This is a genomic window from Halochromatium sp. NSM3 (genome assembly GCF_059621085.1).
In genome coordinates this window covers 46211-69076 of record NZ_JCAQIA010000014.1, presented here as the reverse complement: position 1 = coordinate 69076, position 22866 = coordinate 46211, and the positions used below count along the sequence as shown (strand labels likewise).

Below are 22866 nucleotides of genomic sequence, written 5' to 3'. Positions count from 1 at the left end.
TAATCGACGGCAGTGGTGGATGCTGCGTGACGTCAAGCAGCTGCATACTTTTTATTTTTTTGTATTATCGCCGCTCAACTCGCGTCCGCGCAGACTGGGGCGAGCGCCGCGACCGACATCCGATCCTCAGGAGCCAAGATATGAGACACACACCGTTGGCCGCCGCCATCGTCACCTTCCTCGCCACCGCCGGCAGTCCGGCGAGCGCACAGACGCTCGAGGAGCGCGTCCGTCGTCTCGAGCAGGAGAATCGCGAGCAGTCTGCGGCGATCGATCGTCAGCACCAGACCATCGAGCAGCAGAAGCAGCAACTGGAAGGCGCGCCTCAGCGTGTCGAGCAGCTCGAGGATGCGCTCGAGACCAAGCGCGAAGGCAGCGCCGGCTTGGGCGCGGGCTGGTTAGACAGCATCGAGATCGCCGGCCTGATCGAGGTCGAAGCGAGCCATGTCGACCCGTTCGAGGGCGACAGCGAATCCGACCTCACCCTTGCCACCTTCGAACTCGGCATCGCCGCACAGATTAACGATTGGGTGGACGCCATGGCTTCCCTGCTCTACGAGGAGGGCGACACCGACCTCGAGGTCGATATCGCGCAGATCACCATCGCCAACGCGGCGGTCACTCCGGTGTACCTCAACGCCGGTCAGTTCTATTTGCCCTTCGGCGCTTACGAGACCAACTTGGTCTCCGATCCGCTGACGCTCGAGATCGGCGAGATCCGCGAGAGCGCCGCCGAACTCGGCTTCGTCCACGAAGGCTTCGGCGGCAGCGTCTACGCGTTCCAGGGTGATAACGAGGTTGACGGCGACACCAGGATCGACAGTTGGGGCGCGAATCTCAGCTTTGCCCAAGAACTCGACACGGTCAGCTGGGCGGTGGGCGCCGGCTATATCAGTAACCTCGGCGACTCCGATGCGCTCCGCGACGCGGTCTCGGAGCCGACTGAGTTCACTGGCGGCTGGACCGCGAATCTTGCCGTTGTCATCAACGACTTCAACCTGATCGGCGAGTATCTCGGGGCGGCGGATGAGTTCGATGCCGACAGCCTGAACTTCGATGGCCAGGGCGCCAAGCCGCAGGCGTGGAACATCGAGCTTGGTTACCGCTTCGAGGTGTTTGGCAAGGAATCGGTGGCCGCAGTCGCCTACCAGGGCAGCAACGAGGCGCTGGCGCTCGAGCTGCCCGAAGAGCGCTGGCTGGTCGGTTGGTCGATCGGGATCTTCGACGGCACCGCGCTCTCATTCGAGTACTCCCGCGACGCCGATTACAGCACCGCCAAGGGCGGCACCGGCGAACTCGCCAACGCCTTCGTGGCGCAGCTTGCGGTGGAGTTCTGAGCCTTGGCGCTGGGCGCCTAAGGCAGGGGCCGCGCCATGTGGTCGACATCGACGCTCATGGCTCCGACGCGTTGGTTCAGCCCATGAAAGCGCACGGCCATCTCGCGCACGCTAGTATTCATCACTGCCACCGAGTCATCCAGGCGTCCAGTCGCCTGGCCCATGCTCGCGACCGACTGCTCCATCGCCAGCACATGCGAGGACATCTCGCCCATCTGCTCCGCGATCACTGGCATGAGGAAGACATTGCGCTCGATCGCGTGAACCTCGACGCTCATCTGATCCATGCGCTCCGAGACCCGGGTAAAGAGTTCGGTCATCTCCTGCATGCGGGTGATGACCAAACGCACCTCATCGGTCAGGTCGTTGACGAAGTAGAGGTTCGAGAGCGCGAGCATCGCCACCAGTCCGATCACGATGCGCACCCAGAGCGCGACCCCACGGCGATGACGCCCGCTCAGGAGATCACTGCGATCCAGGTCCATTTCCAATTCGACCATGAGTTCGGTCAGGGCCTCGATGCGGTCACGCTCGATCATAGGTGGGGCTCGTCAATCAACGAAATGGATTCATCCAGTTGAACATCCGCATCGGCTGTGAGAGCTGGTTCACATCCCGCCCCATGCGCCCCACCGTCTCCTCCATGACCCGAAACGATTGGCGCATGTCATCGAGGCTGGTCGACATCGCGCCAATGTCCGTATCGATGGCCACCACCGAGTCGGCGATATCGGCCACATCATGTGACATGAAGGCGAGTCCGCCATGCATGGTATCGACATGACGAATGATCTCCGGCAGGGTTTGCATGCCTGCGTCGATCATGCGCACGGAGTACTCCATACGGTCCATGTTGTCGGCGACCTTGGCAAAATGCTCGTTCAACCCGGTCACTGCGGCGGTCGCATCCGGGATCTGTTGCGAGAGGATGATGGTCAGAAACGACAACGAGGCCACCAACACGATCACGGCCCCGAACAGCAACTGGTAGAGCAAGGCCACCCGCGCCTCGATGCGGCTCTGACGAGCGTCGATGCGACGGATCAGCTTCGCGAAGCGATCCATGGACTGATCGAGCGCCTGGTCGTCGTTCAGTTGCATGGATCAGTCTCCGGGGTCAACCGCAGGCGCGTCGCTCGAAGCGCTGACGCTCAGGGGTTTCGAGGCGACGGCCCGGGTGGCAAAGGGGCCATTGAGCAGATCATCGCGCGGACCCGCAAGCCCGGGCCAGAAACAGGCATCGCGGGCACCACAGCGATTCAGCATCAAGGCCACCGCGATGTCGTTCGGATCGCGCTCGGCGAGCGGCATGAAGATCGCCTCGGCCGCCTCCCAGTCACCGACGAGCAAGGCCTCGAGACCGGCCTCGTAGCTTGCGATTGCCTCCAGATGGGCCGGCATCAGCGCGCGCTCGCGCCGGTCGATCAGCTCGAACACCTCGAGCCGGCGCTCGCCGCCGCTCAGCGGCAGGACATCGAGCCGGCGCGTCCAGTAGCGATCGGCGACCTGATCGCGCGCCTCGCCGCTGATGATGATCTGGGTTCCATAGCGCCGGTTGAGCTGGTGCAAGTCCCAGCCCAGGGCGACGTTATCGCCAATCGCCGTCCAGCTCATGCGCTGGCGCGAACCGATCGCGCCAACGATGGCACGACCATGATGCACCGAGAACAGATTCGACGGTGGGGCGGGCTCATCGGCAGGCCGCGTCTTGTCCCACTCGGCATGCAGCGCGGCCTCGGCCTCGCGACAGGCGAGCGCCGCCCGGCAGGCGCGATCGACACTGTCATCGATCGCCACCGGCGCGCCCCAGAAGGCGAGGATGCTCTCGCCGAGGAAGTTATCGATGGTGCCCTTGTGGCGCAGGATGGTGCTGGTAAAGACATCCAACTGGCGCGACAGTCGCTCGGTGATGCGCGCCGGCGGTAGCGCCCCGCAGAGACTCGCCAGGTCCGAGGCGCCGGTCAGCAGCAGGGCCAGTTCGCGCACCTCGGCACCGGGCTCGACCCGCTTGCCGGATTTGATCAACTGGCGGCCGACATCCATCGGCACGAACTTCTCGAGCGAGCGCAAGCCCTGGCTCATCTTCCAGATCGCCTCGTCCATGGCCTTGATCTCGGCGAAGCGCGACGGCACCCGTTTGACATCGGCGAAGCGAAACTCGCGAATCAGCTCGGTATTGCGCACCAGGCGCTTGAGCGGCTGGAACAGCCGCAGCGACAGATAGGACACCGCAACGGCCGCGATCACCAGCAGGATCAGCGAGACGGCGGCCGCCTCGCTGAACAGCCGCCGCGCGGACTCGAGCAAGGAGGCCTCGGGCACCACGATCATCAACTCCCAGTCATCACCGACACCCGGCGGAAACGCCTGCCGATGGCCTAGATAGCGCTGACCAAGGGTTTGGGTCAGGCTGTACTCGACGCGGTTGATGCCCGATATGCGCAGCGTATCGACGCCGTGATGGTGATAGGCATCCACCAGCCAGCGCCGCTGTAGGTCGTCGACGCGCGGCAGTTCGCCCGTCGCGGGCACGTCCGAGCGCAGCTTCAAGGCGCGCGGGACAGCGATCAAACGGTCCTCGGCATCGACGATCAAGGCGACACCACCACGCGCCACCCGCTGCTCGGTCAGGAATTCCGACAGGCTGCCGAGAGAGATATCGACGCCGACCACGGCGAGCAGCGAGCCATCCGCCGCGCGCACCGCGATCGCCGCCGTGATACCGCGTTGCTCGGTGTTGGCAAAGCGATAGACCGATGACCATTGCAGCCCCTCCGCCGCGATCGCCTGCTGATACCAGCCGCGTTGCCGTGGGTCATACGCCGAGTCGCCGTTGATGCGGGCGATCGGCTCAAAACCGGGATCGCGATAGACCAGATGCTCGCTGACCACGGCCGAATGCTCGCCCTCGCCGGGAGCGCGGCGAATCAGTCGCGTCACCAACTGCGGCGAGCTGCGCACCTGAATGAAATCGCCATCGGGGCTGGCGACATAGATCGACGCCAACTGTGGCCGCAACGCGAGCTGTTGGCCGAAGAATCGGAACAGGGTCTGATGGTTGCTAAGCCCCTGCTCGGCGACCATCCGTGCATTGATCTCGGCAAAGTCCCGGGCCACCTCGAACACGGCGGAGGTCCGCCCGATCACCTTCGCCGACATCTCGGAGAGGATATCCGCCGAGAAATCCAGTGACACTTGGGTCGCATGCCGATAGGTATTCACCGATACCGCAAACATCGTCAGCACCAGCAGGCCGACGAAGAGCGCGACGAAGGCGACCTTGTAACTACGGATCATCGCGTGCGCCCCCGGCGCTATCGTCCTCCATGGAGGCGCCAGTCGCAACGCCGCGATAAGCCGCAGCGGCATCCGCTCGCTGTCCCATAAGAAAGGATCGGCGCACATCGACCAGCGCGCGCCCACTGAGCGCGGTGCGTCCGATCAGCATGCGAAAGCGCATGCTGTCACGGTCGGTCAGGGTCAGCTCGATCGGCCAGCGTTCCCGGCCGACCTCGAGCGTTGCCGCGATCACGAAGCGTTCCTCGCGATGGCCACCGGAGTCGGTGACCGCGCGCTGATCGAGCAGTGGCGCCGAACAGCGCATCACCAGATCGTCCCGGCCCTGCAGCGGGTGCACCGCGAAGCGCACCCAGTCCGCGCCGTCCGCCCCGTCCTTAGCAAAACGCTCGACCTGGAACGCATGCAGGGCCGAGGTGCGCGCCCCGGTATCCACCTTGGCCTTGATCAGCGGCAGCCCGAGTTCGGGCAAGCCAACCCACTCACGCCAGCCAAGGGTGATCAGGGCATCCACCATCAAGCACCACTCATGAACATGTTCATCATCAGCTTATTCAGACGACCGACGAACGCCGAAGGATCGTCGAGCTGTCCACCTTCGGCAAGGATAGCCTGATCGAGCACGATCATGCCGAGGTCATCGAAGCGGCCTTGATCAGACTCAGCCTCCAGACGACGCACCAATGGGTGGTCGAGATTCACCTCCAAGGTGGGCTTCATGCTCGGCGCATCTTGGCCGACCGCCTTGAGTACCCGCGCCAGGTTCGCGCTCATATCGTGCTCGCCGACAACGATACAGGCCGGTGAGTCGACCAGTCGGGTCGACACCCGCACCGCCTCGATGCGCTCGCCGAGCGAGTCCTTGAGCCGCTTGAGCAGGTCCTCGTGCTCCTTCTCCGCCTGCTCGGCCTTCTCCTTCTCTTCCTTGTCGGCCAGATCGCCGAGATCGAGCTTACCCTTGGTCACCGATTGCAGGTGCTTCTCCTTGTACTCGTGCAGGTTGCTGACCAACCATTCGTCGACCCGGTCCGAGAGCAGCAGCACCTCGACGCCCTTCTTGCGGAACACCTCCAGATGCGGGCTGTGACGCGCCGCCGCCGGGCTATCGGCGGTGATGTAATAGATGTCCTTCTGGCCGTCCTTCATGCGCTCGATGTAATCGTCGAGCGAGACGGTCTGCTCATCGTTCTCGTTGTGGCTGCTGGCAAAGCGTAGCAGGCCGCCGATCCGCTCACGATTGGCGAAGTCCTCGGCTGGTCCCTCCTTGAGCACCTTGCCAAACTCCTTCCAGAAGGTCCGATACTTCTCCGGCTCGTCCTTGGCCATGCCCTCGAGTAGACTCAGGACGCGCTTGGTGTTGGCACCGCGAATGGTGTCGATCTTGCGATTGTGCTGCAGGATCTCGCGCGAGACGTTGAGCGGCAGATCGTCGGAGTCGACCACGCCCTTGACGAAGCGCAGCCAATGCGGCATCAGCTTGTCGGCCTCGTCCATGATGAAGACACGACGCACATAGAGCTTGACGCCGTGCTTCTGCTCGCGGTCCCACATGTCCCAGGGGGCGCGCTTGGGCAGATAGAGCAGCGCGGTGTACTCATTGGTGCCTTCGACGCGGTTGTGCGCCCAGGCCAAGGGCTCGTCGAAGTCGTGCGAGATATGCTTGTAGAAGTCCTTGTATTCGTCATCCGACAGCTCGGACTTGTTGCGCATCCAGAGCGCGGTACCGCGGTTGACCTGCTCCAGCTCCGGCTCGGCGTCCTTGTCCTTGTTCTCGTCATCGTCGCCACCGAGGTCTTCCTTGACCATCTCGATCGGCATCGCGATGTGATCGGAGAACTTGCCGATGACACTGCGCACGCGCCAGGCGTCGAGAAATTCCTTCTCGTCGTCCTTCAGGTGCAGGGTCACCTCGGTCCCGCGGCTTGGCTTCTCGATGGTCTCGAGCGTGTAGCTGCCGCGTCCGTCCGATTCCCAGCGCACGCCGTGTTCGGCGGTCAGGCCGGCCCGGCGCGAGGTCAGCGTGACCTTGTCGGCGACGATGTAGGCCGAGTAGAAGCCGACGCCGAACTGGCCGATCAGCGCGTGATCGGTCACCTCGCCCTCGCTCATCGCCTGCAGGAAGCGGCGGGTACCGGAGCTGGCGATGCTGCCGATGGTCTCGACCACCTCCTCGCGATTGAGGCCGATGCCGTTATCGGCGACGGTGATGGTGCCAGCTTCCTGATCGATCGAGACTCGCACCCGCAGTTGCGGGTCATCCTCGAGCAGCGCCGCGTCGGTCAGCGACTCGAAGCGCAGCTTCTCGGCGGCATCGGAGGCGTTGGAGATCAGCTCGCGCAGGAAGATCTCCTTGTTCGAGTACAGCGAGCGGATCACCAGGTCCAAGACTTGGCTCACCTCGGCCTTGAACTCGAGGGTTTCCTTATGGGCATCAACGGTCATGGGGGTCGATCACCTGTGTTAGTGGGAGTGTCAATGAGCGGAGCCGGAACGCAGTGTCTGGCTCCATGTAAGAAATTCGATCGGTCGGCTGGCCGTCGGTCTGGCTACAATCGCAGCCACCAGGCCTCGCCGGCGCCGCTGTGGTCGAGGCAAACCAGCTCAAAATCAAGGGTTATGCAGATGGAAATACGCGTTATCAGCACGACACCGTTCGACGGCCAGAAACCGGGCACCTCGGGCCTGCGCAAGAAGGTCGCTACCTTTCAGCAGCCGCACTACCTGGAGAACTTCGTCCAGGCCACCTTCGACACCCAGACCAAGCTCACCGGTGGCACCTTGGTGCTCGGCGGTGACGGACGCTTCTACAACCGCGAGGCGATTCAGACCATCCTGCGCATGGCTGCGGCCAATGGCGTGGCGCGCGTGCTCGTCGGCCAGGGCGGCATCCTATCGACACCAGCGGCATCTTGCATCATCCGTAAGTACCAAACCCAGGGCGGCATCATCCTCTCGGCCAGCCACAACCCGGGTGGACCCAACGAAGACTTCGGCATCAAGTTCAATATCGATGCCGGCGGCCCGGCGTCGGAATCGGTGACCAACGCCATCTACCAACGCACCCAAACCATCGATCAGTACCGGACCATCGAGGCCGACCTGGTCGATCTGGATCAGGTCGGCGAGTCCCGCCTCGGCGAGATGCGGGTCCAGGTCATCGACGCGGTCGCCGACTACGCCGACCTGATGGCCAGTCTGTTCGATTTCGACGCCATTCATCAGTTATTCAACTCCGGCAACTTTCGCATGCGCTTCGACACCATGCACGCGGTCACCGGCCCCTATGCGTTCGAGATCCTTGAGCACCGGCTCGGCGCCGAGCCCGGCACGGTGATGAATGGCGTGCCGCTGGAAGACTTCGGCGGCGGACATCCGGACCCGAATCTGGTGCATGCGCACGCTCTCGTCGAGCTGACGCGCGGCACACAGGGCCTGGATTTCGGCGCTGCCTCGGACGGCGACGGCGACCGCAATATGGTGCTCGGGCACGACTTCTTCGTCACCCCGAGCGACAGTCTCGCAGTGCTCGCCGCCAATGCCCATCTGACGCCCGGCTACAAGAGCGGCATCACCGGCGTCGCCCGCTCGATGCCGACCAGTCAGGCCGCAGACCGTGTCGCCGAGGCCCTCGGCGTCGACTGCTTCGAGACGCCGACCGGCTGGAAATTCTTCGGCAACCTACTCGACGCCGGCAAGATCACCCTCTGCGGCGAGGAGAGCTTCGGCACCGGCTCCGATCATGTGCGCGAGAAGGACGGCCTCTGGGCGGTGTTGTTCTGGCTCAACCTGATCGCCGTCAAGCGCCAATCGGTCGCCGAGATCATGCGCGAGCATTGGCGTCGCTTCGGGCGTCACTATTACACCCGCCACGACTACGAAGGTATCGACAGCGATGCCGCCGAAGGCCTGGTCAACCATCTGCACATCCTGCTGCCAAGCCTGCCTGGGCAGCAGCTCGGCGGTTTCAAGGTCGCCTTTGCCGATGATTTCGCCTACACCGATCCGATCGACGGCAGCGTCGCCGAGCATCAGGGCATCCGCATCGGCTTCGAGGACGGCTCACGCATCGTGCTGCGGCTCTCCGGCACCGGCACCCAGGGCGCGACGCTGCGCGTCTATATCGAGCAGTACGAAGCCGACAGCGCGCGCCACGACCAGCCCGTGCAGGAGGCGCTAGCGCCGCTGATCCTCATCGCCCGCGAGCTGGCGCAGATCGAGTCGCGCACCGACCGCACGCAGCCGGATGTCATCACCTGAGCCAACACCAAGCGCGCACGCATCAGCCACTGCGGGCAAGCAGCCATCGAACATCGAACCATGGGGTTGTCGCGCCGGAACAGTGATCCCATACTGCCCCTGTCGGAGATGCTGTTTCCGCATCCCGCCATGATTAACATCAATCGCGTCTCGCGCGAGGAGTGCATCGACATGAACCTACGTACTGCAACCCTGGTGACCGCCCTGCTGTTCGGCCTGACCCTGATCCTTAGCGCCGGCACCGCCGTGGCTGGCGACGGCAAGAGCTGCGGCGACAAGAAGAAAGGCGAGAGCGCTGCTGTGATGACGCCGGCTCAGCCGCTCGCCTGAGCCTGACCTCGTTTGAGCCACCGTGGCCCTGCTCGGGAAACCGGCAGGGCCATATTTTTGCGCGATCGCTCAGCAGGGACTGGTCGTTCCGCTCAGCATCGGCCGGCCGTTCAGCCGTAAACCGCTCGCACGATAGCAATATGCGCCGGCGACACCCGATGACGATCGAGCAAACCGATCGTCATCATCCGAAGAATCCATTTGGATGCTCGCGGTTTTTACCCCATTCTGTGTGCTGAGCGAGGCGGCAGTGCCCCGCCATCACATCCTGATTTGCACATTCCTTCCCTCAACCACTCAACGGAGTATCGATCATGCTGCAAGACCGCACCGGCCAGAAAGTCCCGAGCGTCACCTTCCGCACCCGCACCGACCACGACTGGAAGGACATCCCCACCGATGAGCTGTTCAAGGGCAAGACCGTTGTCGTCTTCTCGCTGCCCGGCGCCTTCACCCCGACCTGCTCCTCGACCCACGTGCCGCGCTACAACCAGCTCGCACCGGCCCTGAAGGCCGCCGGCGTCGACGACATCATCTGCATGTCGGTCAACGACGGCTTCGTCATGAACGCCTGGAAGGAAGACGAGAACGCCGAGAATCTGACCTTCATCCCAGACGGTAATGGCGAGTTCACCGACGGCATGGGTCTACTGGTCGACAAGGACGACCTCGGCTTCGGCAAGCGCTCTTGGCGCTACTCGATGTTGGTCAAGGACGGCACCATCGAGAAGATGTTCATCGAGCCGGAGGAGCCGGGCGACCCCTTCCACGTCTCCGATGCCGACACCATGCTCGCGTACATCGCGCCGAATGCGGCCAAGCCGTCGGACATCACCGTCTTCACCCGCCCCGGCTGCCCATTCTGCGCCAAGGCCAAGTCCATGCTGAGCGATGCCGGCATGCAGTATGAAGAACTGGTCCTGAACAAGGATTACACCGAGGAGACCCTGCGCGCCGTGGCCGCCGCGACCTCGGTACCGCAGATCTTCATCAATGGGATGAAGATCGGCGGCTCCGACGATCTCGAAAAGTGGATGGCCAGCCGCTGAGCAGGTGCCAAGCGAGACCAGCCAGGGCTTACCTCTTGCCTGGCCTGAGCCTGTGCGCGACAAACGGCGCGCACAGGCCGATACAAAGGAACTGTCTACCGGTGATTGGGCTGTCGGCACAGCCGCATCCTGATCATCGGCCCCATTTCCGATCATTGCGCTGATCACTGCGCTGACTACTGCTCCAAACATTGCCGTGGCCCTCGCTGCTGCGCTCCCCGGCCAACACGGGTTTCTGAGCCGCGCAACCGAGTCCGACCCCTGGCTGATTGGCGAATCGCATAGCCATCCCGGCGGCGATGGTCTTTCATGCTGACAAGGTCAACGCGGCGACGGCCGATGTTCCGCTTAACTTCATCACTCTTCCCAGGAGAACCCCATGGACAAGCATTTCGACCTCATCGCCATCGGCGGCGGCAGCGGTGGACTTGCGGTTGCCGAGAAGGCCGCTGCCTACGGCAAGCGCACCGCCATCGTTGAACCCGGTCAACTCGGCGGTACCTGTGTGAACGTTGGCTGCGTGCCGAAGAAGATGATGTGGTATGCCGCAGAGATCGCCCAAGCGGTGCGCGATGCCCCCGAGCTTGGGGTGCAGGCCGAGATCTCCGCGATCGATTGGCCGACACTGGTCAAGGGCCGCGAGGACGTGATTGACGGCATCCGCAACTACTGGAACGGTTACGTTGAGAAGCTCGGCATCACTCTGCTCAAGGGCAGCGCGCGCTTTGTCGACAACAAGACCATCGAGGTCAATGGCGAGCAGTACAGCGCTGACCATATCGCGATCGCCACGGGTGGCAAACCCATCGTGCCACCGGTCCCGGGTCATGAGCTGGGCATCACCTCCGATGGCTTCTTCAAGCTCGATCAGGCACCCAAGCGGGTCTGCGTGATCGGCGGCGGTTATATCGGCGTCGAACTGGCCGGCATCCTCAATTCGCTCGGCTCCGAGGTCACCATCGTCGCGTTGGAACCGAAGGTACTCGAGACCTTCGACCCGCTGATCAGCGAGACGGTCAAGCACAACCTAGAGCATGAAGGCATTCGATTGAACCTACCGTTCGCGGTGGGCTCGCTCGAGCAGCGTGATGATGGCATCGCGGTGATCGACAGGGACGGCAACGCGCTGACCGGTTTCGACACCGCGCTCTGGGCGGTCGGCCGGCGCGCGAACACCGAAGCCCTCAACCTCGAGGCGACGGATATCGAGCGTCAGCCCAATGGCGTCATCCCGACCGACACCTTCCAGAACACCAAGGTCGCGGGCGTCTATGCACTCGGCGACATCACCGGCCGCGCGCCGCTGACGCCAGTGGCTATTGCCGCCGGGCGCCGACTGGCCGATCGGCTGTTCAACAACCAGCCCGACCGGCACCTCGACTACGAGAACATCCCGACCGTGGTCTTCGCGCATCCGCCGGTTGGCTCGATCGGCATGACCGAGGCGCAGGCGCGCGCGACTAGCGAGAAGGTGACCATCTATCAAACCACCTTCACGCCGATGAAATACGCGCTCAACACACGCGAGCCGCGCACCGCGATGAAACTGGTCTGTAGCGGCGGGAACGAGCGGGTGGTCGGCATCCACATGGTCGGCGACGGGGTCGATGAGATGCTGCAAGGCTTTGCTGTGGCGCTGAAAATGGGCGCCACCAAGGAAGACTTCGACAATACGGTTGCCATTCATCCGGTCAGCGCCGAGGAATTAGTGACGCTGAAGGAGCCTTACACCGGCGACTGAGACCGACTAAGGTTCATGGTGCGTCGTTACCCCGGAAGATGAAGCGTCTGTTTCACGGCAAGGACAGTCTGCCGTCTACCGCTTCGTCAACGCTCCGCCCTGCGGGGCGTTTCCGTCTCGCCAGAGAGCTGACGCATTGAGCGACTTCTTCAACCTCTACCAGCAAGGCTTAGTCAGGGCGGCGGTCTGCGTGCCCGAGGTGCGTATCGCCAACCCGCCCGCTAACGCTGAGGCGACCATCGCGCTCGCCCGTCGCGCCGATGAGGCCGGCGCGCTGATCGCCCTGTTTCCGGAGCTAGGGCTCACCGCCTACAGTAACGACGATCTCTTTCATCAGCAAACGCTGCTCGACGCGGCGCTCGCGGCACTCGCGCAGGTCGTCGAGGCCAGCCGCGCGCTGCGGCCGCTGATCGCGGTGGGTCTGCCGTTGCGCCTAGATGGACGCCTATTCAACTGTGCGGTCGCTATCCACGCCGGCCGTATCCTTGGCGTCACGCCCAAGTCTTATCTGCCGAGCTATCGCGAGTTCTACGAAAAACGCCAGTTCGCTGCCGCCGATGCGCTGCTCGCGCGCGAGGTCGAGCTACTCGGCCAAGACATCCCGATCGGCACCGACCTGCTGTTCGAGGCCAGCACCCTGCCCGGCCTGATCATCCACATGGAACTGTGCGAGGATCTCTGGGCGCCGATTCCCCCCAGCACCTATGCCGCGCTGGCCGGCGCGACGGTGTTGCTGAACCTCTCGGCCAGCAACATCACCATCGGCAAGGCCGCCTATCGCAATGATCTCTGCGCCGCCCAATCCGGCAAGTGCCTCGCCGCCTATCTCTATTCGGCGGCCGGGCCGGGCGAATCGACCACCGATCTGGCCTGGGACGGCCATGCGGTGATCTTCGAGCAGGATCGGCTCCTCGCCGAGTCCGAGCGCTTCCCCAGCAGCGCGCAGATGATCACGGCCGACATCGATTTGGAGCGGCTACAACAAGAGCGGCTGCGAGTCACCAGCTTCAGCGACAGCATCCGCGTGCACCGCGAGCGGCTAGAACGCATGCGGCGGGTGCGCTTCAGCCCCGAGCTACCGACTGGCGATCTCGGCTTGCAGCGCGCAATCGAGCGTTTCCCCTACGTGCCAGCCGACAGCGCGGAGCGTGATGCGCAGTGCTATGAGGCCTACAACATCCAGGTCCACGGGCTGGCGAAACGACTGCAGGCCACCGGCATCGAGCGCATCGTGATTGGCATCTCCGGCGGGCTCGATTCGACCCAGGCACTCTTGGTCGCGGCCCGCACCATGGACCGGCTCGGGCTTCCGCGCACCAACATCCTTGCCTACACCATGCCGGGCTTCGCCACCAGCAGCGAGACCCGCGCCAATGCGCTAGCGCTGATGCAGGCGCTCGGCACCCAGGCCGAGGAGATCGACATCCGCCCCTCCTGCACCCAGATGCTCAAGGACATCGGCCATCCATTCGCCGCAGGCGAGCTGGTCTATGACGTCACCTTCGAGAACGTCCAGGCCGGCGAACGGACCTCGCATCTGTTCCGGCTCGCCAACCGCCACAGCGGCCTCGTGCTCGGCACCGGCGATCTCTCCGAGATCGCGCTCGGCTGGTCCACCTACGGCGTCGGCGACCAGATGTCGCATTACAACGTTAACGCCTCGGTGCCCAAGACGCTGATCCAATACCTGATCCGCTGGGTCATCGCCAGCGACCAATTCGATGGCACCACCAACGCCATCCTGCAAGCGATCCTCGACACCGAGATCTCGCCCGAGTTGGTGCCAACCGATGCTAACGGAGCAAATAACGGCTCCAATGCGGCGATTGGCAATGCCAATGCGGCAACTGCGATGACCGGAGCCCAATCCGTAGCAGAGGCCGAAGCAGCAGCCGCAACAAACGAAGCAATAGACCGCACTGAAGGCGGGTCTCATTCGGTCGGAGCCACGGCAAGCGGCCTGCAAAGCACGGAAGCCAAGATCGGCCCTTACGAGCTTCAGGACTTCAACACCTATTGGATCAGCCGCTACGGACTACGGCCGAGCAAGGTGGCGTTTCTCGCCTGGCACGCCTGGCATGACAAGACCCAAGGCCTTTGGCCTGAGAATCTGCCCGAGACGCGTCGCCACGAATACGATCTGCCCGAGATCAAGCGCTGGCTCGAGCTGTTCCTGTTCCGCTTCTTCCAGCTCAGCCAGTTCAAGCGCAGCTGTCTGCCGAACGGCCCTAAGGTCGGCTCCGGCGGCTCACTCTCGCCGCGTGGTGATTGGCGCGCGCCAAGCGATGCCGAGGCCGCGATCTGGCTGCAAGAATTGCGCGAGAAGGTACCAGACACCGGTACACCTAAGCACTAGGCTTTTTCCCGCGCCGGCGCGACGCCGGCGACTCATCCTCGAGCGCCGGTAGATCGTCGGCTGAGGAGGCAATCAGCCGCTCATTGTTCAAGGTCGCATCGCGGATGCGCAGGCGTTTTTCCTGGCGGACGCGCACGCCATAGCCGGCCGCCGCACCGCCGGCGGTTGCGATCGTGAGCAGCCCCAGGGTCAGGAACTGAGCGAACATCATCGCCACGCCGATCCCGACCACGCCGCCGACCGCAACGCCGGTGCGCAGCTTGGCACCGCTGGAGTGCTTGTGTTTGCTCGCAGCCAGTTTCGCCCTCTCGCGCTCGGCTTGCATGCGCAGCTTCTCGCGCTCGCGCGTGTGCCGCTTATTCTGCTTCGACAGCGTTTGCTCGCGCACCGTGCCAAGCACGGAATCGAACCAGAGCGCGACCAGGAAGCCAAGCAGGGCGGCCAGGCCCGCAAACAAATAGATCGTCTGCTCGAGATCGGTCATCAACGCGGTATAGGTCAGCAATGCCGTGGCTGCCTGCAGGAGCAGGATACCGATCAGGAACCGAAGCAAACCACTGAGACGTCCGCCCACGATCAACCCTCCCCTGAAATTGCCGCTTCGGCCATGCCGCCCTGTTCACCCGCGTCACCGATCAACCAAATCCAATCGCCAAACGGTGGCGGCGCGGCACCACGATCGCGCTGTGGATTCGGAAACATCCCGCGCAAACGACGCTCAATCGCCGCCAAGCTCCCGGGACGACCGGAGAGATCGCCAGGAATGGGCCGATCATAGGCATCGATCAGCGAATACATGTACTCAGGCCCGATCTCCTGCGGATCGACGACGAGCAGCGGTGTCCGCGCCGACATCGGGAACAGGGCCGGCCGCAGACTGGTGACCAGAAAGGGGCCGTACGAGCGGTCGAGCCGTTCGGCCAGCTCGAACTGACCCTGCATGCGAAGCTGCATTGCCAACGCACTTTGTATCTGCCGTGAGAGTCCAGGTTGCACCCGCTCGGCAAGGGCGCCATCGGTCCGCGCCGCATCGACCTGGACCAGAAAACCATGCCGCCCGAAGCCCGTGTCGGCCTCGGCGCTCTCATCATTCGCGACGTAGGTCTCGATCACCCGCAACAATTCGGAATAGGTATCGGCATCATCGACCGCCGTTTGGGCGCCGACCGGGCCACCGAGGATGAATGTATAGAGCGCATAGCCAGGGCGCGCATCCCCGTAGAGTTCCGCCAAGCTGTTCGCGCGCTCGGTCTCGACACCGCTGGGCGAGGGTATATAGGCCATGGCATAGAGGACGCCAGCCTCGAAGCTAAGACGGTCATCGACCAGGCTCGGCTGTTGCTCGTCCCACTCGCGTTCCGGGCCGCCAACCTCGAAGGTGACTGACGCACTAGAGTCCGGGGCACGATCAGGCCCGATCCTGCCAGGCACCTCCAATGCGTCCCTCTCGGCCTCGCGCGAACCGCTCCCGGCGCAAGCCGCCAGCAAAACGGCACCGATCAGCACTATGCTCGGGAAGGCTCCACGCATCGCGGTCTCGCAGCAGGGATAGGGGATGGAGTTGCATGATAGCTGATCCGCGCGGATCGCATCAGCGTGCCGCGCGCGGTTGCGAAGCCGACCCCCTGGCCGCAACTCTCACCCCGAACAGCGCCCGCCCCGACCCGAGCCACCGACGACGCAGACAGGCCAACGAACGCATGATGGACAAGCCTTTTTCCCCCTCGAGCCAAGAGAATCAGCAACCGATCCTCGAGGTGATCGCCCCACGGCTGGCATCGGCACGCTCGGTGCTCGAGATCGGCAGTGGAACCGGTCAGCATGGGGTTCACTTCGCCACCGCGATGCCGCATCTGCGCTGGCAATGCACCGATGTGCCCGAGCATCTGCCCGGTGTCCGGCGCTGGATCGAGGAGGCCGGGCTAGCGAACTTGCCCGCCCCCATCGCGTTCGATGTCGACGCCGATTGGAGCGACGCCTTCAGCCACGCCGATTATGACGCGATCTACAGTGCCAACACCGCGCACATCATGTCGCTCGCGCAGGTCGAACGCCTGTTCCACGGCGTTGGCGCCCTGCTGCCGAGCGACGGGCTGTTCTTACTCTATGGTCCCTTCAGCGTCGATGGCCGCCACAACAGCGAGAGCAATGTTCGCTTCGACCAAATGCTGCGCAGGAACGACCCGCTGAGCGGTGTGCGCGATCTGCGTGACCTGGAAGGCTTCGCCCGCGCGGTCGGACTCGCGCTCGAGGCCGACATCGCGATGCCGGTCAACAATCGCACCCTGGTGTGGCGGCGACAGCCCTGACCCGTTCCTGGCGCATAACCTCTCGCACGCCAGCCCCTTAGTCGCCCGCTTCTGCGAGCCGGCCCCTAGCGCGCTGGCGGCTGATCAAGCCGCTCGGCGAGTGCTCGCGATCGCTGCCAGAACCGGCGCAAACGGTGGCGGGTCAAATGCCATCGGCGCCCATCGCAGAGATCCAGCGTCAACCCATCGAGTTCGCCCGCGCGCAGTGACCGCAGCGCCAGCGCTACCCGCGCCTCGACGCCAACCACGGCGCCGCGCCAGCTCAGCTCATCGGCATCGAGCATGCCATCGGCCATCTCGGCCTCGACCAGCAGCAACCCCGGCTCGGCGCGGAAGCCATCGCGCCCCATCACCTCAAGCCCACTGGCCATCGCCAATCCACGCGCGAGCGGCTGATCGGCACAGACCTTGGCGAGCCCCGGCGGGGGCGCCAACGCTCGCCACTCGCCACCGCCCGAGAGCCAGAGCGCATTCACCGCTGGTCGGCCGCGCGCCTCGCGCGCGCGATTCACCGGCGACTGGAACAGCAGCATCTGCACCTCGGTCATCAGCGCGGCCCACCGTCGGGCATCGGCCCCGGTCGGCAAGAAGCCATCGATGTGGCGGCCGATCACCGCCTCCAGCGGGCTGGTTTCGAGCTGCGGTCGCTCGGTCAGTTCCAGATACCAGCGCGAGGCCACCGGCGCCACCAGCCGCAACCCGTCAGCGGCCAGATGCGCGTTCACTGCGTGCGCGAGCGCCGCCGCCTCATCCCGACTGATGCCGAGATGGCGCGCATCGAACAAGCGCAGTTGGTCGCGATCCGGGCGCAGGTGGACCGGATCGGCATGCAGCACATAGCCCTCAGGGTTCCAGTTCGGATCATCGGCGGCGCGGGCATAGGGCGCGCTCGCGGCCGCGCCGAAACGCTCGAGCAAGCAGGCCGTCAGGCTGGTATGAGTGCTCCCGGCATGTGGCGCGTGCCGGGGCTGGCCGCGCCGCAACAAAAGATCGAGCGCGGGGGTGCGCGGCGCCTGCTCCGGCGGCAGGGGCACTGGCCCCAGCAGGCCGGGCGCGAGGACGGTCAGTTCACCTGTCATCAGACCTTGAAACGACTCACGCGACTCTGCAGGTCGGCGGCAAGCGCGGAGAGCGTCTCGCTGGTGGCGGCGATTTGATCGGCACCAGAAGCCGTTTGCTTGACCTCATCGCTGATGTTTTCCACGTTGCGATTGACCTTCATCGCCACCGTCGACTGCTGCTCGGCGGCACCGGCGATGCGTGTGCTCATGGCGTTGATGGTGCCGATGGAACGACTGATCACCTGCAGCGATTCGCCCGCTCGGGCCGCCTGCTCGACGCCGCCGCGCGCCTTGTCGCGCCCCGCGCCCATGGACTCGACCGCTTTGGCGGCACTGGACTGCAGGCGTTCGATCATGTCTCGCACCTCGTTGGTGGCGTCTTGGGTGCGGGCGGCCAGGGTCCGCACTTCATCCGCCACCACGGCAAAGCCCCGACCCTGCTCACCGGCTCGCGCTGCTTCAATCGTCGCATTCAGGGCCAGCAGATTGGTCTGCTCGGCAATGCCACGAATCACCTCCAAAATCTTGCCGATCTCATCGCTGTCCGCCGACAGCGTGCTGATGATCTCGGCGGAGTCTTCCACCTGCTGCGCCAGGGACTGGATGCTCTCGATGGTCCGCTCGACCTCCTCGGTGCCGGCCTTGGACTGATCATCGGTGGCGTCGGTGGCGCTGGCCGTCTCCGCCGCATTGTTCGCCACCTCCTGCACCGTGGTCGCCATCTCGTGCATGGCGGTGACCACCTGCTCCACCTCCAACTGCTGCGTATGCACCTGTTGGCGTGTCTCGCCACTGGTGACCGCGAGCCTCTCGGCGGCCGCCGCCAGTAGCCCGGATGCCTCCACCACCTGCTTGACAAGACCATGCACGCGCTCGGCAAATCCGTTGAAGGCGGCGGACAGATCCGCTACCTCGTCGCGACTGTGAATCGGCAAGCGTTGGGTCAGATCGCCCTCGCCTTCGGCGATGGAGCGCAGATGGCTGGTGGTGCTCTTCAACGGGGTGACGATGGCGCGGGTGAGCAACCACCCCAGCAGCCCGGCCAGGGCCACCGCCAGCAAGGCGGCCAAGATCATGGTGGTGGTGGCGACCAAGGCGGTGCGCTCGGCCTGGGTCATCACCGCGTCGCGCTGTTCGGCGAGCTGGACACCCAGGTTATTCAGCAACGCACGGAGGGTTTCCAGATAGCCCAGGGACTCGCTTTGGTAGATCGCCAGCCCCTGTTGCCGGTTGCCGTCTTCCACAGCGCGCAAGATGCGAATGGCGCTCTGATGGAGCGCCTGATGGGGCGGTTCGATGGCATCGAAGGTGCGGCGGAAATCCGCCGGCGCCTGCGCATAGGCATCGCTGCCACGAAAGCCGTAGTACCACCGCCCGAAATCACACCGGGTATGGTCCAGTTGCCCCTGAAAGTCGGAGCCCAAGACGAAGACGTTGGCCAGATCGTTCACCCAAACCAGGTGATCAACCTCCTTTTGCACCTGGAAGATGGCCTGTTCATAGGTCTCCGCCACCCGCTCTTGGGTTGTGCCCATGAGGCTCAGGCCGGTCCAGCCAATGGCGGCCACCACCAGCAGGATCACCAGGACCAGGGCAAAGGAGACGGCTAATTTATGGCCGATAGTCAACGTGGAGAACATGGCCGAGACTCTATCTTTCATGGTGCTGAAGCCCACCTGTTTGGCCGGAATCGATGCTTGCTCAACCCTGTCCTTGTAACCTCGCTCTTGTCAGAGTTCGCGGATGGCATTGAAGCGGATGTCCGGCCAACGTTCCTGGGTCAGATCCAGATTGACCCGGGTGGGCGCCAGATAGACCAGCTGTTCATCGCCGTCCAGCGCTAGGTTTTCGTAGGCCTTCTCCTTGAAGCGCGCGAGCATCTTCGGGTCATCGCACTCGACCCAGCGCGCGGTGTTCACGCCCACCGCCTCGACCACGGCCTCAACCCCATACTCGCCCTTGAGCCGATAGGCGGCGACCTCGAACTGCAGCACGCCAACCGCGCCGAGGATGATGTCGTTGTTCCTCAACGGCCGGAAGACCTGGGTCGCGCCCTCCTCGCACAGCTGCAGCACGCCCTTCTGCAGGGCCTTGAGCTTGAGCGGATCCTTGAGCACCACGCGCCGGAACAGCTCCGGGGCGAAATAGGGCACGCCCTCGTACTTGAGATCCTCGCCCTCGCTGAAGGTATCGCCGATCTGGATGGTGCCGTGGTTGTGCAGACCGATGATATCGCCCGGCCAGGCCTCCTCGACCTGACGCCGTTCGTCGGCCTGGAAGGTGATGGCATTGGCCACCTGCACCGACTTGCCGATGCGCACATGGCGCATCTTCATGCCCTTCTTGTAGCTGCCCGAGCAGACGCGCAGGAAGGCGACGCGATCGCGATGCGCCGGGTCCATGTTCGCTTGGATCTTGAAAACGAAGCCGGTGAATTTGGACTCCTGCGGCTCGACGGGACGCTCACGCGTCGGGCGCGGACGCGGCGGCGGCGCATACTCGACAAAGGCGTCGAGCAGCTCCTTGACGCCGAAATTATTGATCGCCGAGCCGAAGAAGACCGGTGTCTGCTTGCCGGCCAGATAATCATCCAGATTCAGCGGGTGACTCGCCCCCTGTACCAATTCCAGCTCGCCGCGCAGTTCATCGGCCTGATCGCCGAGCAGCGCGTTCATGCGCGGGTTATTGAGCCCCTCGATCACCTCACCGGTTTGAATGTGCCCGCCATGGGTGGCGCTGAACAGGTGGGTACGGTCATGGCGCAGATCGTAGACGCCCTTGAAACGCTTGCCCATGCCGATCGGCCAGGTCACCGGCGCGCATTGGATCTGGAGCACCTGCTCGATCTCATCGAGCACCTCGATCGCGTCGCGGCCCTCGCGATCGAGCTTGTTGACGAAGGTGAGGATCGGCGTGGTGCGCAGCCGGCACACATCCATCAGCTTGATGGTGCGCTCCTCGACGCCCTTGGCCACATCGATCACCATCAGCGCCGAGTCGACTGCGGTCAGGGTGCGATAGGTGTCCTCGGAGAAGTCGCCATGGCCCGGGGTATCGAGCAGGTTGACGATCGACTCCTGGTAAGGGAACTGCATCACCGATGAGGTCACCGAGATGCCGCGCTGCTTCTCCAGCTCCATCCAGTCGGAGGTCGCGTGGCGCGCCGATTTGCGGCCCTTGACGGTGCCGGCGAGCTGGATAGCGCCGCCGAACAGCAGCAGTTTCTCGGTCAGGGTGGTCTTGCCGGCGTCCGGATGCGAGATGATCGCAAAGGTGCGCCGATGGGCGATCTGTTCTTCCAGCTGGGACATGATCTCGGATTGCCTGGGTTGGCGCGTGGAGAACCCTCTAGTGTAACCGAGGCTTGGCTGCGGCGGCATCAGAACCTGACGACTTCAAAGCCCAGCGATGTCGCCGTTTCCGCCATCACCGAATCGGCTGTCGCGAGTCCAGCGGCCCGAGCCTGAAGCGCGATCGCGAGATGCAAGGCATCCAAGGTGCGCAGTGGATGCTCTGGATAGCGAGCAATCAGGTTCGCCGCCTCATCGAAGCGAGCATCCTCAACCGGGCAGAGCTGCAGCCAACCCTGCGCAATGTCGTTGAGAAAGGCCGCATAAACAACGGACTCCAGCTCGTGACTCAACTCGCCCATACGCCGGCGGCGCGCCAGCATCGAGCGCACTTCGGTTCGCGTTAGGCTGCTGACCACGGCGACATCGAGGCCTTGCAGGTAGCTGACGAAGTCTTCCGAGCCCTCCTCGTTGAAATACCACTTCGCCAAGGCGCTGGTGTCCAGATAAGTGCGCCCGTTAGCGTCAGCGTTCATCGCGCTCCGCGCGAATCAGCGCTGCTGAAGACGTCGACAGCCGCAGCATGCGCGCTCGCAAATCGGCATGATCCGGACGTGGTCGCGTTCCGGCGACTGGCAAGATCCTAGCAATCGGCCGGCCACGTCGGTTGACCAGCAACTCGCCGGCCGTGTCGACCAGTTCATCAAGTCGGCCAATCGCGGCTCGCATCTCACGAACATTCAACTCCTTCATCCCTTCGCCTCGTTGTGCTACACATTGTCGAAGTGCAGCACAATCTCGCATCGCGTGCAATGCCCGCGCGCCCTCAGGGCGGCTTGGGCCAGGTCGCCAGCAGGATACCGCCGGCGATCAGCACACCACCGAGCAGATGAAACCCATGCAGCTGCTCACCGATCAGCAGTACCGCGAGCAGCGTGCCGAAGGCCGGCATCAGGTGCAGGTAGTGACCGGTACGATTCGGCCCCATCTCGGCGATGGCGCGGTTCCAGAACAGATACGCGAGCACCGACGGGAACAATGCGACATAACCGATCGCCCCCAGATTAACGGCATCGAGCGCGAACCCCTGTCCGCTAGACAATTCCCAGACATAGAGCCCAGCCAAGGGTGGCAGCCCGATCAGCACGATGGCGGCGAGGAAGGTCTCCGGCGCCAGCCCCTGCGGACGCCAGCGCAAACAGACCGAGTACAACGCCCAGTCGAGGCCCGCAGCCAGCACCCAGAGATCGCCCCGATTCAGCGATAAGCTCAACAGTGTCTGCGGGCGACCCTCGGTGGCGATGATGAACACGCCGAACAGCGAGAGCAGAATGCCGCCAAGCTGAGCCCCGCGCACCGGCAAGCGCAGCAGCAGGAACGAGAGCCCGATAATCAGCACCGGTACCACCGAGTTCAGCAGCACCGCGTTGGTCGCGGTGGTGTGCTGCAGCCCCAAATAGGCCATGGTGTTGTAGTTGGTGATGCCGAGCACCGCGAGCAGTGCCAGCAGCGGCCAATGCTGGGCCAGCAGCTGGCGTTGCCGCCAGAGCCCATGCCAGGTGAACGGCAGCAGGATCAGCAGCGCGCCAACCCAGCGCCAGAACGAGAGCGCCAGCGGCGGGATGTCCGCGTGCAGCGCCCGCGCCAGCACGAAGTTGCCGGACCAGAACAACGGCGGCAATGCCGCCAGCAGCCAGATCGGGATCGGAAACGGCCTGCGGCCGCCCCCGTCGCCCCCGCCCCGATCGCTAACCGTACCATTGCCCGTACTGCTGCCCGCACCGTTGCCCGCATCGCCACTCATGTTAGTGTATTGACTGGCTCTCATGATTCGTGAAT

20 protein-coding genes are annotated in these 22866 nt (G+C 63.9%); 7 read left to right on the top strand and 13 right to left on the bottom strand.

Annotated elements, in window-relative coordinates; all coding sequences use genetic code 11:
* Positions 1 to 140: 140 nt before the first annotated feature.
* The gene (locus tag AC54T3_RS08030; RefSeq protein WP_496623840.1) at positions 141 to 1337 is read left to right on the top strand and encodes an LbtU family siderophore porin; all 1197 of its coding nucleotides are present in this window, start codon (positions 141 to 143) and stop codon (positions 1335 to 1337) included.
* Between the two features lie 17 nt (positions 1338 to 1354).
* On the opposite strand, the gene AC54T3_RS08025 is transcribed toward AC54T3_RS08030, so the two are convergent.
* From AC54T3_RS08025 to htpG, 5 genes are read right to left on the bottom strand one after another with little or no spacing between them, the layout of a single operon-like run.
* The gene (locus tag AC54T3_RS08025) at positions 1355 to 1876 is read right to left on the bottom strand and encodes a hypothetical protein (RefSeq protein ID WP_496623838.1); all 522 of its coding nucleotides are present in this window, start codon (positions 1874 to 1876) and stop codon (positions 1355 to 1357) included.
* Between the two features lie 16 nt (positions 1877 to 1892).
* Positions 1893 to 2438, bottom strand: coding sequence for a hypothetical protein (locus AC54T3_RS08020; protein ID WP_496623837.1), 546 nt, complete (start codon positions 2436 to 2438; stop codon positions 1893 to 1895).
* A 3-nt stretch (positions 2439 to 2441) separates the two neighbouring features.
* Positions 2442 to 4634: a PDC sensor domain-containing protein gene (locus AC54T3_RS08015; RefSeq protein WP_496623836.1), complete on the bottom strand. Its 2193-nt coding sequence runs from the start codon at positions 4632 to 4634 to the stop codon at positions 2442 to 2444.
* Positions 4624 to 5151 (bottom strand): ATP-dependent zinc protease family protein, encoded by a 528-nt coding sequence (locus AC54T3_RS08010; protein ID WP_496623835.1) that lies wholly within the window; start codon positions 5149 to 5151, stop codon positions 4624 to 4626. Before AC54T3_RS08010 ends, AC54T3_RS08015 begins: the two co-directional genes overlap by 11 nt.
* On the bottom strand, positions 5151 to 7076 hold the full coding sequence (htpG, locus tag AC54T3_RS08005) for a molecular chaperone HtpG (protein WP_496623833.1): 1926 nt from the start codon (positions 7074 to 7076) through the stop codon (positions 5151 to 5153). Before htpG ends, AC54T3_RS08010 begins: the two co-directional genes overlap by 1 nt.
* Before the next feature lie 180 nt (positions 7077 to 7256).
* Between htpG and AC54T3_RS08000 the strand changes: the two genes are divergently transcribed.
* The 5 genes from AC54T3_RS08000 (at position 7257) to AC54T3_RS07980 (ending at position 14367) form a co-directional block, all read left to right on the top strand.
* Complete coding sequence (locus tag AC54T3_RS08000; protein WP_496623831.1) at positions 7257 to 8891, top strand: alpha-D-glucose phosphate-specific phosphoglucomutase; 1635 nt, start codon at positions 7257 to 7259, stop codon at positions 8889 to 8891.
* 171 nt (positions 8892 to 9062) lie between these two features.
* Positions 9063 to 9221: a hypothetical protein gene (locus AC54T3_RS07995; protein ID WP_496623829.1), complete on the top strand. Its 159-nt coding sequence runs from the start codon at positions 9063 to 9065 to the stop codon at positions 9219 to 9221.
* 311 nt (positions 9222 to 9532) lie between these two features.
* Complete coding sequence (locus AC54T3_RS07990) at positions 9533 to 10270, top strand: glutathione peroxidase (RefSeq protein ID WP_496623860.1); 738 nt, start codon at positions 9533 to 9535, stop codon at positions 10268 to 10270.
* 379 nt (positions 10271 to 10649) lie between these two features.
* A complete protein-coding gene (gene gorA / locus AC54T3_RS07985; RefSeq protein WP_496623827.1) occupies positions 10650 to 12011 on the top strand; it encodes a glutathione-disulfide reductase in 1362 nt (453 codons plus the stop codon).
* 136 nt (positions 12012 to 12147) lie between these two features.
* Complete coding sequence (locus AC54T3_RS07980; RefSeq protein WP_496623826.1) at positions 12148 to 14367, top strand: NAD(+) synthase; 2220 nt, start codon at positions 12148 to 12150, stop codon at positions 14365 to 14367.
* Here the strand turns inward: AC54T3_RS07980 and AC54T3_RS07975 are convergent.
* Together AC54T3_RS07975 and AC54T3_RS07970 are read right to left on the bottom strand one after the other, a co-directional pair.
* On the bottom strand, positions 14357 to 14941 hold the full coding sequence (locus AC54T3_RS07975; RefSeq protein ID WP_496623824.1) for a hypothetical protein: 585 nt from the start codon (positions 14939 to 14941) through the stop codon (positions 14357 to 14359). The genes AC54T3_RS07980 and AC54T3_RS07975 overlap by 11 nt on opposite strands.
* A gap of 2 nt (positions 14942 to 14943) precedes the next feature.
* A complete protein-coding gene (locus AC54T3_RS07970) occupies positions 14944 to 15897 on the bottom strand; it encodes a hypothetical protein (protein WP_496623823.1) in 954 nt (317 codons plus the stop codon).
* A 170-nt stretch (positions 15898 to 16067) separates the two neighbouring features.
* On the opposite strand from AC54T3_RS07970, the gene AC54T3_RS07965 reads away from it, so the two are divergent.
* Positions 16068 to 16676 (top strand): DUF938 domain-containing protein, encoded by a 609-nt coding sequence (locus AC54T3_RS07965; protein WP_496623821.1) that lies wholly within the window; start codon positions 16068 to 16070, stop codon positions 16674 to 16676.
* A gap of 65 nt (positions 16677 to 16741) precedes the next feature.
* Here AC54T3_RS07965 and AC54T3_RS07960 read toward each other — a convergent pair whose 3' ends face one another.
* The 6 genes from AC54T3_RS07960 to AC54T3_RS07935 form a co-directional block, all read right to left on the bottom strand.
* The gene (locus AC54T3_RS07960) at positions 16742 to 17755 is read right to left on the bottom strand and encodes a phosphoglycerate mutase (RefSeq protein ID WP_496623819.1); all 1014 of its coding nucleotides are present in this window, start codon (positions 17753 to 17755) and stop codon (positions 16742 to 16744) included.
* Entirely contained in the window at positions 17755 to 19377 is a 1623-nt protein-coding gene (locus tag AC54T3_RS07955) for a methyl-accepting chemotaxis protein (RefSeq protein ID WP_496623818.1), read from the bottom strand. Before AC54T3_RS07955 ends, AC54T3_RS07960 begins: the two co-directional genes overlap by 1 nt.
* A 90-nt stretch (positions 19378 to 19467) precedes the next feature.
* On the bottom strand, positions 19468 to 21048 hold the full coding sequence (locus tag AC54T3_RS07950) for a peptide chain release factor 3 (protein WP_496623817.1): 1581 nt from the start codon (positions 21046 to 21048) through the stop codon (positions 19468 to 19470).
* A 68-nt stretch (positions 21049 to 21116) separates the two neighbouring features.
* The gene (locus tag AC54T3_RS07945) at positions 21117 to 21563 is read right to left on the bottom strand and encodes a type II toxin-antitoxin system VapC family toxin (RefSeq protein WP_496623815.1); all 447 of its coding nucleotides are present in this window, start codon (positions 21561 to 21563) and stop codon (positions 21117 to 21119) included.
* Positions 21553 to 21780, bottom strand: a complete 228-nt coding sequence (locus tag AC54T3_RS07940; protein WP_496623814.1) for a type II toxin-antitoxin system Phd/YefM family antitoxin — start codon at positions 21778 to 21780, stop codon at positions 21553 to 21555. Before AC54T3_RS07940 ends, AC54T3_RS07945 begins: the two co-directional genes overlap by 11 nt.
* Positions 21781 to 21853: 73 nt before the next feature.
* Complete coding sequence (locus tag AC54T3_RS07935; protein WP_496623813.1) at positions 21854 to 22855, bottom strand: DMT family transporter; 1002 nt, start codon at positions 22853 to 22855, stop codon at positions 21854 to 21856.
* Between the last annotated feature and the right edge of the window lie 11 nt (positions 22856 to 22866).